The organism is Paenibacillus medicaginis (assembly GCF_042138635.1).
GTDB classification, from domain to species: Bacteria; Bacillota; Bacilli; order Paenibacillales; family Paenibacillaceae; genus Paenibacillus; species Paenibacillus medicaginis.
Map to the genome: position 1 here is coordinate 1 of NZ_JBHIRY010000010.1, position 16,543 is coordinate 16,543.

Genomic DNA, 16,543 nt, shown 5'->3' on the forward strand with positions numbered 1-16,543 from the left:
CGCTTGGCTCCGAGGAGAGAAGATTGCTTGCTATGTTCGGATGGGACGAGTCGCTATACGTGTAAGGGGATGAAAATCGAAGTCGCTTCGGTAGCTGAGAAGAACTCCCGATTCTCAATTTAATTACTGCTTGTTCGGTCAGGTTTGATTTGTGCTGTTCGCTGATGGCTATCCCAAAACACGAGGAAAATCAATCCAAGTTCACCTTAGCAGGGTGCGAAATGTGAGTTAATGTTGTCTCTGCCTCGGCCTTTCCCGTTTATACTGATCCTGACTGTCTAGATTCAGTGTAGTATTATATATCATCTGTTGTAATTACCTTGAAATATTTATCTAAAAAAAGAGCAATCCAAGGAAATCTTCCTGGGGCTGCTCTTTTTGGTTATTCTCTATTTCATTAATTATTCGGTTATTCTTTAACAGCTTCAAGTGCTTTACTGATCATGTCACTAGCATCAGTGCGGGTAAGTTCAACTTTTGGATTGAATTTGCCTTCCTCATCCAATTTAACAATCTCTAACGCAATTGCAGTTTGAATCATACCTGAATAGGAAAGATCGATTTGATCATTATCTTTGATTTCAACCGGTACTAATTTGATCATTGGCAATTTGCCGTTTGTTTGCAGCGTGTGAACCAGTAAATAGGTAAACGATTCACGAGTCAGCTTCGTGTTAGGATCAATATTGACATCAGTTGGCGCATATACGCTCGCAAACGCATCCTTAATCAGTTGAACACCTTCCGTAGTGGAGAGAGATTCATTATTAACGACAGGAGCCGGGTGAGCTTTCAAATATTCTATTGCATTGTAAATTTCTTCAGCGGCTTCCGCCCGTGTAATGTTCTTTTGCGGATGGAACGAGCCGTCTGCATCCAGCTTGATGATACCATAGGCAAGTCCGCGTTGAATGGCGCCAGAATATTCGACATTCAGTTGATCCTGATCCTGAATCTCCACAACAACCGGTTTGATCAATGGCAGTTTCCCATGTGCCTCCATCGCCAGAATAAGCTCGGCCGTGAACGCCTCACGTGTCATTTGGGCACGGGGATCCAGGTCCTTATCGAGCGGAACCCCGTTAGCTCCGGCAGTAATCAGCGCATTTGCATACCAGGCATGATTATCGGCTTTTGAAAAATAATTCGTCGCTTTAGGTTCAACCAGGAATCTGATGCCATCCAAATTGAGTCCAAACGCATTCACAATAAGTTGAACGCTTTGTGCAGCAGAGAGGGTAGTCTGTGGAGCAAACAACTCAGATGTGACCCCGGATACGATACCTCTTTGTTGCAGGCTGATAATTTTGTCCTTTGCAGAGATGCTGTTCAAATCTGTAAAGGAGCTTGAAGCAGCAAAGCTTTGTCCCATTAAAGCCGAAGAAATTAAAGCCGCCGCTGCAGATACTGTCATCATTTTATATACTATTTTCACTGCATTCACCTCATCATATAGTGTTGAGAAGCAAGTTCTCGTTACACTAAACGGCTAGAGATTTAAAAAGGTTGCACACAGGTGATTAATTTTATTATTTCCGGATATAAATCTCTTTGCTATTAAATTCTCCGATTGAATTCTTTTAACAATTGGTAATATAATGAATACAGGCAGTTGGACAAGAGAGAAATCGATCCATGTGCGTTTATCCTTAACCAGCTGTCTCATTATTTCAAGGGCAAAGGAGCAGAGGAAACCTATGTGTACAACCCATGTTCTAAGCGTTCCAAGCGCAAAAGCACCTTTTGAAAAGACAACCATCGAGCGGAGAGAGTTACGGCCTGACGACATTTTGATCGATATTAAGTATTGCGGGATTTGTCACTCGGATATTCACATTGCCCACAATGATTTTGGCAACGCGGTTTATCCCATGGTCCCAGGTCATGAAATTGCAGGGGTCGTATCCGCTGTAGGATCAGCTGTGACAAAATTCGCTGTGGGAGATCGTGTTGGTGTCGGTTGCTTTGTCAACTCTTGCGGAGAATGCAAATTCTGCCTGCGAGGTGAGGAGCAATTTTGTACTAAAGGCGTAGTTATTTCATTTAATTCTACAGACTACGACGGGAATCTTACATATGGCGGATACAGCCAACACATTGTGGTAAAAGAACATTTTGTTGTTCGTATCCCGGACAGCCTGGATCTGGCTGCAGCAAGCCCGCTATTATGCGCCGGTATCACCACGTACTCCCCGTTAAAACACTGGAACGCAGGTCCTGGGAAGAAGGTCGCTGTTCTGGGGATGGGCGGTCTCGGTCATTTGGCCGTTCAATTTGCCCATGCCATCGGTGCTGAAGTCACTGTCTTGAGTACAAGTGCGAATAAAAAAGATGAAGCTGTGAGTTTTGGCGCAGATCATTTCTATACTACCAGTGACCCCGCGACATTCAAGGAATTGGCTGGTCACTTTGACATCATCATCAACACCGTGTCGGCAAATATTGATGTTGATGCGTATCTATCCCTGCTGGAAGTAGATGGATCACTTGTAACTGTTGGGCTGCCAAGTAAACCGGAACAGTACAATATTTTCTCCCTGTACGCTGGACGTCGCAGCATTACGGCTTCAAATGTTGGTGGCATGAGAGAAACACAGGAGATGCTCGATTTTGCTGCAGAGCATGGTATTGCTCCCAAGATTGAGATCATCCGTGCCGATCAAGTGGATGAAGCGTATGAGCGAGTTCTGAACAACGATGTGCGTTACCGGTACGTGATTGACATGGCCACTCTGTAAACAATAAAAGAGCACATAACTATAAATATGTCAACTATTGGGCAGGCCTATGCGAAAGCGCATAATCCTGCTTGAGACCCGCCTTGGTGTTACATGCACCAAGGCTTTTTTCATGTAAAGCCGTCACAAAAAAACGTCTATCGACGTCCTTCAAAAAAAATATGTTTCTAACGACAAACTTTTGAAGATTTCGACAGGAATATTATTTTATAATTTCATCAGATCATCAATTCTATAATTTTTTTCAATTTATTCTTTTATATTTCAAGGAGATGGAATGGTTGAAAAGAGAGAATGTAGAAAACATCGTTGCTTTATCGCCCAATCAGGAAGGAATTTTATTTCATTGCATTCATGAACAAGGCAGCCCAAACTACTTTGAGCAATTAAACATCTCCTTGACCGGAAGCATCCGGATCGCTGATTTTCAGGAAGCCTGGAACATCGTGGTACGTGCCAACGAATCTCTTCGCTCCCAATTTCGCTGGTCGGGTCTGAGGCAGCCGGTGCAAATTATTTTGAAAAATAGCATACCCGAAATTCGGATGGATGTGCTGGCAGGGAAAGATCCGCTGGATGCAAGAGAAGAATTGCAGCGCATTATGGCTGATGATATGGAACGCGGGTTCCGGCTGCAGGAAGAAGTACCTTTCCGAATCAGGCTCATTCAAGTAGAAGCCAATCAATATCAGATGCTCATCAGCAGTCATCATATTTTGTTTGACGGCTGGAGCACGGGCATTCTTCTGAAGGAATTCTGGCATGCCTACCACAAACTGCGCCAGGGCCAGGAGCCTATTGTGCCTCCCAAAAGAAAGAAGCTGGACTACCTCAAATGTATACATAACCTGAATTTTGTCGAAGAAACGGCTTATTGGAGCAAGACTTTGACTCATGCCGGACATGCTTCGATTACACCCTCTGTGAAAAGCAAACATAAATGGAAAAAAGAAATGCTGCAAGAAACACATGTAATGTCTCCGGAGCAGACTCTGCGGTTAAAGCGATTTGCAATGGAGAATCAAATGACGATAGCCGGCTTGTGTTATACCGCTTGGGCATTGGTTTTACAAATGTATACAGGCCGCAGGGATGTGCTCTTCGGCACCACGCTTTCCGGCCGGAATATCCCTTTTGAGGGTATAACGGATATGGTTGGATTATTCGTCCAGACCGTACCTTTTCGAGTGAAGCTGGATTATGCTGCGGCCGGCTCACAGCTTCTCGGACAAGTTCATCAATCTCTGCTGGATTGCGAACGGTACAGCTTTTACCCCTTGACAAGCATCATGAAGGAGCTGGCCGGGAAGGGACAGAACGGCGAATTCGACACGCTGTTTGTCGTTCAGAATTATCCCTTGTTCCAGTTTGAAGCGCTTGGCGGCGAAGAGTTAGCGATTTCGTCTCATTCGATAAGAGAACATTCCCATTATCCGATAACGGTAGGCATTCAGACGTTTGCGGACATCCGGATTTCCGTGTCTTATCGGACCGATCAGTTTGAGAGCCAGTTTATCCAGGGCATGATTGTGGACTTTGCTTTCTTCCTCAACCATTTGCATGATCTGAAAGAAAGAACAGTTAACCACCTTCTGGACTTGCATCAAGGGGAATTATGGCTGAGGCAGCGGCGGTCTGACGTTCCCCATACGGACGATCAGGGGAGTGAACCCTGCAACAGCAGCTGGCCTTCGGACCAGCTTTATCCGGTGCTGTTCGAAAATCAGGTCAGTCAGAGTCCTGATCAGGTGGCGGTGATATTTGGAGAAGACAACTGGACGTATAGCCGGATCAATAACCGGGCGAATCAGCTTGCGCTCAAGCTGCAGGAAATCGGGGTCGGACCCGAGGTGCCGGTAAATCTTTTTATGGAGAGATCGGTTGACCTGTTTGTCTCCGTGCTCGCCATTCTCAAGGCAGGGGGGGCTTTCGTGCCGATAGACCCGGAGCTTCCTGCAGACCGCATCATGGACATCCTGGAGGATACTCGTTCACCGTTCATCCTGGTGGATCATCACACCCGGGAGCTTCTTAACCAATTCAGTTTGGAAAGCAACATCGTGAATGTTTCGGAGCTGGAAGAAGGACACCGGACTTATGCAAACGTAAAGGCAAGCCGCTCTGCCCGCGATCTGGCCTATGTGCTCTATACATCGGGAACATCCGGCAAGCCCAAAGGTGTCATGATTGAGAATCGCAACCTGGTTCATTTTATTCAATCATTTGACCGCAAGCTCCAGTGGTCTCGGAGCAAAGTCATGCTGGGACTGTCCACCTTTTCATTCGATATTTTTATTGTGGAAATGCTGCTCCCCCTGCTGAAGGGAATGAAGATCGTAATGGCAGATGCGATCCAACAAAAGGACCCGATTCGCTTATGCGAACTGATTGAACGCTCTGGCATTCATATTATTCAATTAACTCCTACAAGGCTGAAAACGCTGCTCAGCCATTCCGGCAATGTCAAGCGGCTGCAGGGGGTAACGGATGTACTGCTTGGAGGAGAGGCGCTGCCGAAGCAGCTTGTCCGTTCTCTGCGGGAGAAGCTGCCTGCTGATATTTACAATCTGTATGGGCCAACGGAAACGACGGTTTGGTCTACCGTGAACCGTTTCGACGAACCGGACACCATCTGCATTGGAACGGCGATTGAGGATGTGAACATTTATGTTATGGACGAGGCCGGACGAATCAAACCGTGCGGGGTTCCCGGCGAAATATGCATTGGCGGAAAAGGCGTTGGCCGCGGCTACTGGAACAACCCGGAGCTGACCCGTGAGCGGTTCGTTCCCGACCCGTTTGCTCCCGGAGCATGGATGTACCGTACGGGAGATTTGGGCCGCTGGACCTCCGAGGGACAGCTTGATTTCCTTGGACGGATGGATCGTCAGGTCAAGATCAGGGGGTATCGGATTGAACTGGCTGATGTCGAATCGCATTTGTTATCTGCTCCCTCCGTGGCTGCGGCTGCTGTTATTGTGAGGGAACAAGAGGGCACCGAGCCTTATTTATGCGCTTATGTTGTGGGAGAAGCAGGGGAATTCTCGTCCACACAGCTAAGGGAGCATATGCAGTCCAAGCTGCCGGATTACATGGTGCCCAGCTATTTTGTTCCTGTTGAGAAGCTGCCCCAGAACCAGAATGGCAAGCTGGATATCAAAGCCCTGCCTCTTCCGGTTCAGGAAGCAGCACGGCCCGGTAAGGACAGTCATCTATTTGCGCCACGAAGTGAACTGGAGCATATCCTCCTGCATTTATGGCAAGAAACACTTTCGCTACAGGGCAATGTTTCGTCAAACACACATTTTATGGACCTTGGCGGACATTCGCTGCAGGCCATGTATCTGGTTATGGGTATTCAGAAGGAGCTGGGAATTGAAATTACCGTACAGGAAATTTTTCGGTATCCGACCCTTGGAGAGCTTGCCGCATTGCTGGCCGCAGCCGTTGACGGGAAGTTTCGTCTTCCAGCCATCGTCCCGGCAGCCGAAGCGCAGGACTATCCATTGTCCAGCGCGCAGCTTGCCATGTATATAAGCACCCAGTGGGAGGACGAGCTTACCTCCTACAACCTGCCATTTAGGATTGAAATGAAGGGCTCAGTCGATCACTACAGAGTTGAAGAAGCGTTCCGTACCTTGATTCAGCGCCATGAATCGCTGCGCACCAGCTTTCATGCTGTGGGCGGGGAAATCCGGCAAATCGTACATCGTCAGCTCCCGTTTGAGCTGGAATATGCAGAGGTTGATGCAGAAGGACTGAAGCGTCAGCTCACCGGTTTTATCCATCCTTTTGATCTGCAACAGGCACCTTTGTTCCGGGTAAAGCTGCTTCGCCTCGACGAAAGCTCTTATGTGCTGCTGGGAGACCTGCATCACATCATTACCGACCATCATTCTGTTCGTCAGCTCATGCAGGAGTTTATCACACTGTATCAGCAGCAAAACTGCGCCCCTGTGCAGTTGCAATACAAGGATTACGCTCTTTGGGAGAGTGCGGTTCGCAAGACAGAGGTATATGCCGAGGCCGAGCAATATTGGCTGTCGGTCGTTCATGATGCACCGGCTCCGGCGGCGCTGCCGCCCGATGTTGCCCATTCCCTTCACAACAAAGGCGGAAGCCAGCTTGCGTGGCCGTTTCCCGCAGAACTGGCCGATAAGCTGGTCTCGCTCGCCCGGCTGCACAAAACGTCAATATTTACAGTGTTGCTGACAGCCCATTACATTCTAATGCACAAGTATACCGGTCAGGAGGATGTGACCGTAGGGATTCCATTATCGGGGCGCTGGCAGCCGGATATGGATGCCGTAAGCGGAATGTTTGTCAATACGCTGCCGCTGCGCAATGCACCTGTTGCTGATATCTCTTTTTCCAGGCTGCTCTCCCAGGTCAGACAATCCATGCTGCGGGCCATGCAATATCAATTTTATCCGCTTGCTGACCTGGTTCAAAAACAGAGGCAAGCTTCTCCCGGGCTGCAACCGTTCTTCCGCACCGTATTTACGATGCTGTCTAATGAGGAGCGCCTGGATGTGCCGGGCGTGGAAATGATCATGAAGCCGCTGCATCATGGGCAAAGCAAGTTTGATCTTACCGTAACGGTACTGGCAACAGATCAGGTGCCCGTCAAGCTCATGATTGAATATGCACACCATCTGTTCGCGGCAGACAGTGTACATAAATGGGCGGAACGGTACATGCATGTTCTGGAGCAGGTGGCTGCGCAGCCGGAGCTGGTGCTTTCTGAAATCAAGGTTCATGAGGAGCCGGGACCGGTTCCCGAACGGTATGAAGAAGTGGACTTTCAATTTTAACGGCGAAGGAGCATATGGGTGTGTCCAACCAACTGTATAGTGAAAAGGCTTTGCTTGCAGCGAGTATGCGCGATCAGAAAGAAACGCTGATCCGGCTTGTATCTGAGGAATTGCCCAAGCCGGTTGTACCTTATGACCGTTTGTCGCAACCGTCGTTGGCTCCAGTCCGGTCAGAGTTATCCAGACATGTCGTTACGGCCTGGCTTCCCGAATTCTCCGCCCAGGAGCTTATCCGCATAAGCAATGGCTCGAACGCCAATCTGCACGCGCTGGCCGCGGCGGCAGCTTCCGTGCTGGTCTACAAGTATTGCGGGGCGGATTATTTTCTGCTGGGCATTCCGGCTGTCTTTATCCCCGTAAACGTAAGGCAGGACGATACATTCAAGGAGCTTTTGCTGAAAATCAGGAAGGGTTTGAGCCAGTCACAGGAATATGCCCGTTATCCGCTTGAAGTGTTGGCCGGTGAGCTGGGAATGCCCTGGGAAGGTACAGATAATCCATTCTTTGAAATTGCCGTGATGCTCGAAACGGTTCATGGTCTGGCATGGATGGACGATATAGGTGCGGCCTTTGCCTTTTCCCTGAATGTTCATGCCGATTCCGTTCAAATCAAGCTGTACTATGATCCGGGCCGGTACGCGGAATCCTCGGCCTGGCGGGTTATGGATCAATATATGGTGCTGCTTCAGAATGTCCTGCTTCAGCCGGATCAGCCCATTGTCGGCATTTCCATGATGGATACTGACTCGCTGTCCTTGCTTGCACAGGAAATGAGCGTAGATTTTGCAATGCCTGAGCCGTCCTTGCTGCATGAAATGTTCGCCAGCACAGCTTGCAGTGTACCGAACCATACTGCACTTGTATGTGGCAGCGAGAAACTGACATATGGAGAGCTTAAGCACCGTGCTGACTGCATTGCCTCTGCCCTGCAAAAGGCAGGTGTGAAGCGTGGCACCATCGTTGCCATCCGGGTTGAACGATCATTTGACATGGTGGCGGGAATCCTGGGTATTTTGAGCGCAGGAGGAACGTATCTGCCGATTGAGCCCGGACTTCCTGCGGAAAGATTCCGCTATATGCTTGAGGACTCGGGAACGGCCTTTTTGGTGACGGTCAGCAGCCTTGAAGCTCCCGCAGCATGGGGAAGCGGAACGAACATTCATTTGGATGAAATGGTGTGGAACTCTGCAGAGGAATGGGTTCCGCGCGGGGAGACGTGCTTCGGGGACGATGTGTCTTCCGCAGACCCGGCATACATTATTTACACTTCGGGAACGTCGGGCCAACCGAAAGGAACCGTGATTCGGCATGGCGAAATTACAAGTCTTCTTCAGCATACGCTGCCGCTGTTTTCGTTATCTGCCAAGGATCGGTGGACCCTGTTCCATTCCTTCAGCTTTGATTTCTCGGTATGGGAAATGTTCGGGGCGCTTGTGACAGGGGCAACACTTATCATTGTGCCGGAATCCATTGTAAAGGATACCCGGCGTTTCGCTGATCTGCTGGCCGCAGAGAATGTGACGGTGCTGAATCAGACGCCTTCGGCATTTTATCGGCTCATCCAGGAAGAAGCTATACAGGAATGGAGTCCGCGTTATGTGATTTTTGGCGGCGAAGCGCTGACGCCCGGCAAGATTGCGGCATGGGCAGAGCGTCATCCAAATTCTGAACTGATTAATATGTACGGCATTACGGAGACCACCATTCATGCGACCTATAAAAAGCTGCTGCCCGCAGACCTGCGCTCCTCCGCCAGCAACATAGGTCATCTTTTACCGCATTTGCGGGGCATGGTGGTGGATCGTGACCTGCATCCGGTCCCTTGCGGCGTACCGGGAGAACTGTGGATTGCCGGGCTGGGTGTAGCCGAGGGTTATCTTGGCAAACCGGAACTGACAAATGCCCGGTTTGTCAGACACCCCTTGATGGGCGAAACACGGTTCTACCGTTCAGGAGACCTGGTGAGGCAGCTTGCAAACGGTGAATTCGAGTATTTGGGCAGAATGGATCAGCAGGTCAAAATTCGCGGGTATCGCATCGAGATTGGAGAAATTGTAGAGCAGCTTCTGCAGTATCCACATATCGCCGACGCGGTCGTAATAACGCAGAAGGATAGCATGGGAAACTCGGAGCTTGCCGCCTATCTGGTATGCCGTGGCACAGTTACTGATGAGGAAATTCGCTCACATCTGGAGAACCGCTTGCCTGCATATATGATCCCGTCCCATTTCTACGAGACAGAATCCATGCCTCTGACCCTCAACGGCAAGCTGGATCAGAAAAAGCTGCTGTCTGTTCGCCGCAGGCTGCAAAGCAATACCGTTTATATGCTTCCAAGAAATGATGTTGAACAGACCGTATACGAGATCTGGAAAAAATACGTGCCTCAGGATGTGGATTTTGGCATTCATGACTCTCTGTTCCACATTGGAGGACATTCCCTGACCGCTTCCCTGATTGTGAATGAGCTAAATCGCGATTTCGGATGCAATCTTACGTTACGAACTATTTTCGAGCATTCAACGGTTGAAGCTCTGTGCCGTGAAATGCGGCAATATGTTGACCATGCGTACACCCCGATTCCGTCCATTGGGGAACAAGAGCATTACATCTGTTCTTCCGCTCAGGAGCGTATCTATTTTCATCAAGCTGCAGCCGAGGATTCAACGCTATATAACATGCCGGTCAGGCTGGACATTCATGGTCCGCTTCATGAAGCGCAACTGGAAAAGGCCTTGCAAGCGCTTGTGGCAAGACACTCTGTGTTGCGTACTTATTTACACATCGTGCAAGGTTATCCGTGCATGTGCACGGCGCCCACTCTGCGCCAGGAGCAATATTTGGAAGTAGTGCCGCTGGATGAGGCAGAGCTTGAAGGTTATCTGCGCCATTTTGTCCAACCGTTCGATCTCCTGGCTGCTCCGCTGTTCAGAGTGAAGCTGCTGAAGCTGTCCGAGACCCGCTGCATGCTCTTGTTTGATCTTCATCATATGATTGCGGATGGGGCGACACTGGATATTTTGCTGCGGGATCTGCTGCTCCTGTATGAAGGACAAGCACTGGAACCGCTGATGGTGGAATACAGGGACTATGCTGCCTGGCAGAAAAAAGAGCTGATGAGTGCGGATATGACTGTGCATCAAGCCTACTGGCTGGAGCAGTTCCGGGATGAGGTTCCGCTGCTGGCCTTGCCGACGGATTATCCGAAAAGGAGCTATCCTGACGTACAGGGGGATGTGCTTATATCCTCATGTGCACCGGACATGCTGGAGCCGTTGCAGGAACTGGCCCGGCAGCACCATACCACACTGTTCACGGTTATGCTGACCGCCTTTTATGTTCTGCTGCACAAGTATACCAGCCAGGAGGACATCGTGGTGGGTACACCGGCCGAAGGGCGTGAACATGTCGAGCTGAAGCAGCTTGCCGGCGTATTCGTCAACTCGCTGGCTTTACGAAGCCAGCCTTCAGGAAGCAAAACATTCGTGCAATTGCTGGAGGAAGTCAAAAGCACCGTCATAGCGGCTCTGGAACATCAGGCCTATCCGTTCGAGCAGCTTGTATCTAAAGTGGGAGCATCGCGGGATCTGAACCACAATCCGCTATTTGATGTCTGGTTCGCCCTGCAATCATCCACCGAGCCCAAGCGTTGCGGAGCATTACGGATCAAGGCTGCTGCTCTTGCATCCGGAATATCCAAATTCGACCTCAGCCTGTACGCTGTGATCCATAGCAATCATACATTTGATCTCATGTGGGAATACAGAACCGGTTTGTTCCGCGCTGAAACGATTCGGCAGATGTCGCATCATTTTGTCATTCTGCTGAGAGAGTTGGGCATGCACGCTTCGCGTCCATTGCAGAACATCACACTGTTGTCGGAAGCGCAGCATGATCAAATCATCCGGACATGGAATCCTGACCCGTCCCATTATCCGGTCGAGGCCGGTATTCATGTGCTGTTTGAACAAATGGCCGCCGCTGTGGGCGGACAGATTGCACTTGAGACACCACTAACGAGCCTGACCTACGAGGAACTGAACGGAATGGCCAATACGTTGGCGCAGCGGCTCAGAAGCAAAGGAGTAGGCCGGAATACACTGGTCGGGATCCTCCTTGGCCGCAGCCACCACTTGCTGGTTGCGATCATGGCCGTGCTGAAGGCAGGCGGCGCTTACCTGCCCATCGATCCCGGCTTTCCGGAGGAGCGCATACGCCATATGCTGCAAAACAGCCGGGTCAAGCTTGTGCTGTCGGATCATCTGGATGGGTTGAACGGTTGGGGAGAGAGCAACATCGGTGAAGTGCTGCTGCTTCACGATGAGCAGACCGCATATGATGGAGAGAGTGCTAACCCTGAGCCGATCAACGAACCTGGGGATATGGCTTATGTCCTGTACACTTCCGGCTCCACCGGGTCACCCAAAGGGGTGGTTATTACCCATGACAATCTTTTCAATTTCATCCATGCCATGAGTGAACAGATCGAATGGCCTGCAGGCTCCGGCGTACTGGCGTTGACGACGGTATCCTTTGACATTTTTTTTGTTGAAATGCTGCTGCCCTTGTTTAAAGGAATGAAGGTTATCATGACCGATGAAGCCATGCAGCAGGACCCGGAGCTGCTGGCCCGTCTGGTACGGGACAAGCCTGTGCATACACTACAGTTGACGCCGTCCCGCTTGTCTATGCTGCTGAATCACCGCCATGGGGTGGAACTGCTTCGCCAGGCAAAGCAGATTCTCGTCGGGGGCGAACATTTTCCGCTGAAGCTGCTTGCCGGACTTCAGAATTGCACGATGGCCAGAATTTACAATATGTATGGTCCGACAGAGACCACCATCTGGTCTACGGTACAGGAATTGACTGCCTCCACCCGTAATGACATAGGCAGGCCTCTGGCCAACACAGGGCTTTATGTATTGGATTCACAAGGACAGCTCGTACCTCCGGGTATTCCGGGAGAGCTGTATATCGGAGGCAAGGGTGTAGCAAAGGGTTATTTCGGAAACGAGCTCCTGACGAATGAACGATTTATACCCAACCCGTTTACAGGCGAGGGGACGATGTATCGAACCGGAGATCGGGTCCGGTGGCTGGATGACGGTTGTTTGATGTATTTGGGAAGGCTGGACCACCAGGTCAAAATACGGGGATACCGCATCGATACGGAAGAAGTGCAGGAAAGCATGATGTCGTGTGAAGGCGTTGCCCAGGCACTTGTGGCGGCGGAGTCCAGCCAGGAGAACGGAGGCAGACTGGTCGGTTATTACACGGCTGTAAGGGCATGTTCACCAAGGCAGGTCAGGCAGCATTTAATGGATTTGCTCCCGGCTTATATGATTCCCGGACGATTGGTGCAAATTGCTTCATTCCCGCTGACACCGAACGGCAAGCTTGACCGCAAGAAGCTGCAGACAGCAGAGATGATTCAGGATCAGGAGGAGGAACGGGAGAACACGGAGGCGGCAACGGACGGGGAGCGGCAAATGGCCGCGATCTGGTCCGAAGTGCTTGAACTGACCGGGCCGTTCAGCCCGACAGACTCTTTTTTTGAACTGGGAGGCAACTCGCTGCAGGCCAGTTCCATTCTGCTGATGATTCATGAACGCATGGGTGCGGAGATATCCTTGCGCCAGTTTTTCCAACAGCCTACAGTCAGGGCATTGAGCGCATTGGCCGAATCTTCGTCCAAAAGCAAAATCATGGCCATTCCAGCAGCGACTGCCGCAGACAGCTATCCGTTATCCTCGGCCCAAAGACGAATGTATTTCCTGTACGAGCTGGAAGGTGAGGGCATTTCCTATAACATGCCGCTGATGGTCAAGATCAAAGGCAGGCTGGATCACGAACGGCTTTCCAGGGCTCTGGATGAGATGACCCGGCGTCATGCATCCTTGCGTACCCGCTTTGAAACGGTAAACGGGAGACCGGTTCAACGCATCGTGCCTGATGCGCAAATTCCGGTGTCGTATCGGCAAGCAGCTACAGGCACGGAGCTTCAGGATATGGTTTCGGAATTTATTCAGCCTTTTGCGCTGGATAAAGCTCCGCTCGTGCGGCTATGCATCGCTGCCACTGCAGAGGAAGAAAGCGTATTGATGCTTGATATGCACCATATTATTGCAGATGGAATCAGTACCGACATTTTCGTGCGGGATATGCTTGCACTGTATCAGGGACAAGAGCTTGTCCAGCCCCCAACAGTGGATTACAAGGATTACAGTCTGTGGCAAAGCCAGCTGGTACACACCGATCTGTACCGGACCCAGGAAAAATTCTGGCTGGATGCACTGGGGGGAGAGCTGCCGATTCTGAACCTGCCGATTGACCGGCCAAGACCGCCAGTTAAAGGATATGACGGCGGAACCGTCAAAACCAGTGTGCTGCCCGAGCTTCGCCACAAGCTTAACCGTACTGCGGCAAACCATGGCGTGACTTTAAATACCTTGCTGCTCACAGCATATTATACGCTGCTGTTCCGCATCACCGGCCAGGAGGATATCATTGTGGGATCGCCCTTTGCCAATCGTCAACAGGCGGATATCCGGGAAGTGATCGGCATGTTTGTCAATACGGTCGCCCTTCGTTCCTGCCCTGTGGCGGACAAAACGGTAAGACAGTATGTGCATGAAGTAGCGGACCTGCTATTGCTCGCTCAAGAGCATCAGGAGCTGCCTTTCGAGCATCTGATCGAGAAGCTGAATCTGCCGCGCGATATGAGCCGCAATCCGCTATTTGATACGATGTTCAGCTACCAGTCCAAGCCATTGCCATTACCTCAGTGGCCGGAGCTGCGTGTTGAGCCGTATATGGTTTCATTTCCGGTATCCAAGTTTGACTTGTCCCTGAATGTTATAGAAACCTCTGAGGACATGCTGCTTGAGCTGGAATACAGCGCAGAGCTGTTTATGGCAGAGACGGTGCATCGTTATATGGATTATTACATTCAAATATTACTGGCCTTTACGGAAGGGCCGGACCAGTTGCTCGGAGAGATTGAATTTCTGCCGTTGGAAGAGAAGAGAAGGCTGCTGTCCGGATTTCACCGTCTGCTTGCCGAACCGTTGCTTGTCGAACCTTCCGCCAACGGTGAGGACTTTTATACGCTGTTTGAACATACGGCACAGCAATATGCTCTTCAAACGGCGCTGGTATACGAGGGACGGTCTCTTACTTACGCTGAGCTGGAGCGGCGTGCCGCCGTGCTTGCCTGTGTTCTGCAATCCAGGGGAGCAGGGCGAGGCAGCAAGGTGGGTGTGCTACTGGAGCGATCCATGGAGGGTATAGTTGCCATCCTGGCGGTATTGCGGACAGGCGCAGCTTATGTTCCGATAGATCCGGCCTATCCGGAGGAACGGGTGGCGCATATGTTGAGCGACAGCGGGGCGGAGTGGCTGATCTGCCATGCAGACAGCACACGGTCCGTGTCGTCTTCCATATGCTGTATCCCGATTGAGCAGGTGGACTGGTCGCAAAAGCCGGAGCAGGTGAGCCGTACAGCCGTCAACAGCGAGGATTTGATGTATATCATTTATACCTCGGGCTCTACCGGCAGGCCCAAAGGTGTCATGATCGGACACAGGCAGTTTATCGCCATGTGCCGTATCTGGCGGGAGGAATATCAGCTGACACGTCCGGACTTCAGTCTGCTGCAATTGGCGAGCATTTCCTTTGATGTGTTCACCGGTGATTTGGGCAGAACGCTTCTGCATGGCGGCAAGCTGGTCATCAGCTCGGAGGAAGAGAAGTATGATTTTCGGCGGTTATACGGTCTCATGGCGGAGCACCGCATTACCCTGTTTGAATCGACCTCCGCTCTGATTGTCCCGTTTATGAACTATGTGAGTGAGCGGAATCTGGACATATCCTTCCTGAAGCTGCTGATTATCGGCTCGGATGTGTGCAGAGTGGAGGATTTCCGGCGCCTGTACGCCCGATTCGGCGGAGCCATGCGCATTGTGAACAGTTATGGGCTCACCGAAGCGACGGTAGATTCAAGCTATTATGAATGCAAGCCCGGCTGGAGTTTGCCGGAAACGAGGGTGCCCATCGGAAGGCCCCTGCCCAATGTACGATTTTATATTTTGGACAAACGCGCCCAGCTGGTGCCGATTGGCGTTATCGGAGAATTGTATATAGGCGGCATCGGTGTAGGCAATGGGTATCATAACAATCCCGAGCTTACACACAACCGTTTTTTGAACGACCCGTTCGTTGCAGGAGGCAGGGTCTACCGGACCGGAGATTATGCAAGATGGCTCCCGAATGGAACCGTGGAGTTTCTCGGCAGGGGCGACGCGCAAGTCAAAATCCGCGGGCTGCGGATCGAGACGGGGGAAATTGAAAGTGCGCTGCGCCGGCATCCTCTGATCTCTGAGGCGGTGGTCATTGCCCGGCAGGATGATGGCAAAGAATTGTACTTATGCGCCTATTATACGGCTGCGAACAGCATTGATTCACAGGAATTGAGGAATACATTGACCGCCTCACTTCCGGAATTCATGATCCCGTCCCATTGGATGAGGCTGGAGCAAATGCCGGTCAGCAGCAACGGGAAAATTGATGTCAAGTCTTTCCCGGCTCCCGCAACGGGCCCTGCTCTCCGCAGTGGCGGGGGAGACCGCCCTGAGACAGACATCGAGCGCAAGCTTGCGGCGATCTGGCAGGATGTTCTGGCGTGCGAGCAGGTTGGGCTGGATGACAATTTTTTTGATCTTGGTGGAAATTCCATGTCCATACTGGAGATCAATACAAGGATTCGTGAGGAGCTGGCGCTTGAATTCAGTGTAGCCACGTTGTTCAGGTACGCTACTATTCGCTCGTTTATCGCCCAACTGAATCCGGGTGACGGGAAGAAAGAGATGGCTATCGCCAGCCGAACTGCCCATCACCAGCAAGCAGCCATGATCCAGGACGGAAACCAGCGCAAGCGAGAAATGCTGAATCGAAGACGGGACCGCTAACCCGAACTCGTTTGGAGGTTGACCT

Annotated in this window: 4 protein-coding genes; 3 read left to right on the forward strand and 1 reads right to left on the reverse strand. The window is 50.9% G+C overall.

Annotation, left to right across the window (positions count from 1 at the left end; translation table 11 throughout):
• Positions 1–409: 409 nt before the first annotated feature.
• Complete coding sequence (locus ACE5LO_RS12325; RefSeq protein WP_375520326.1) at positions 410–1,435, reverse strand: S-layer homology domain-containing protein; 1,026 nt, start codon at positions 1,433–1,435, stop codon at positions 410–412.
• A 262-nt stretch (positions 1,436–1,697) separates the two neighbouring features.
• Between ACE5LO_RS12325 and ACE5LO_RS12330 the strand changes: the two genes are divergently transcribed.
• The 3 genes from ACE5LO_RS12330 to ACE5LO_RS12340 all read left to right on the forward strand — a co-directional run bounded on the left by ACE5LO_RS12330 (position 1,698) and on the right by ACE5LO_RS12340 (position 16,518).
• Complete coding sequence (locus ACE5LO_RS12330) at positions 1,698–2,738, forward strand: NAD(P)-dependent alcohol dehydrogenase (protein WP_375520327.1); 1,041 nt, start codon at positions 1,698–1,700, stop codon at positions 2,736–2,738.
• 281 nt (positions 2,739–3,019) lie between these two features.
• Complete coding sequence (locus ACE5LO_RS12335) at positions 3,020–7,552, forward strand: non-ribosomal peptide synthetase (RefSeq protein ID WP_375520328.1); 4,533 nt, start codon at positions 3,020–3,022, stop codon at positions 7,550–7,552.
• A gap of 20 nt (positions 7,553–7,572) precedes the next feature.
• Complete coding sequence (locus tag ACE5LO_RS12340; protein ID WP_375520329.1) at positions 7,573–16,518, forward strand: non-ribosomal peptide synthetase; 8,946 nt, start codon at positions 7,573–7,575, stop codon at positions 16,516–16,518.
• Positions 16,519–16,543: the final 25 nt, after the last annotated feature.

Coding starts and splice junctions, on each gene's coding strand:
- ACE5LO_RS12330 (WP_375520327.1), top strand. CDS start 1,698: ATGTGTACAACCCATGTTCTAAGCGTTCCAAGCGCAAAAGCACCTTTT.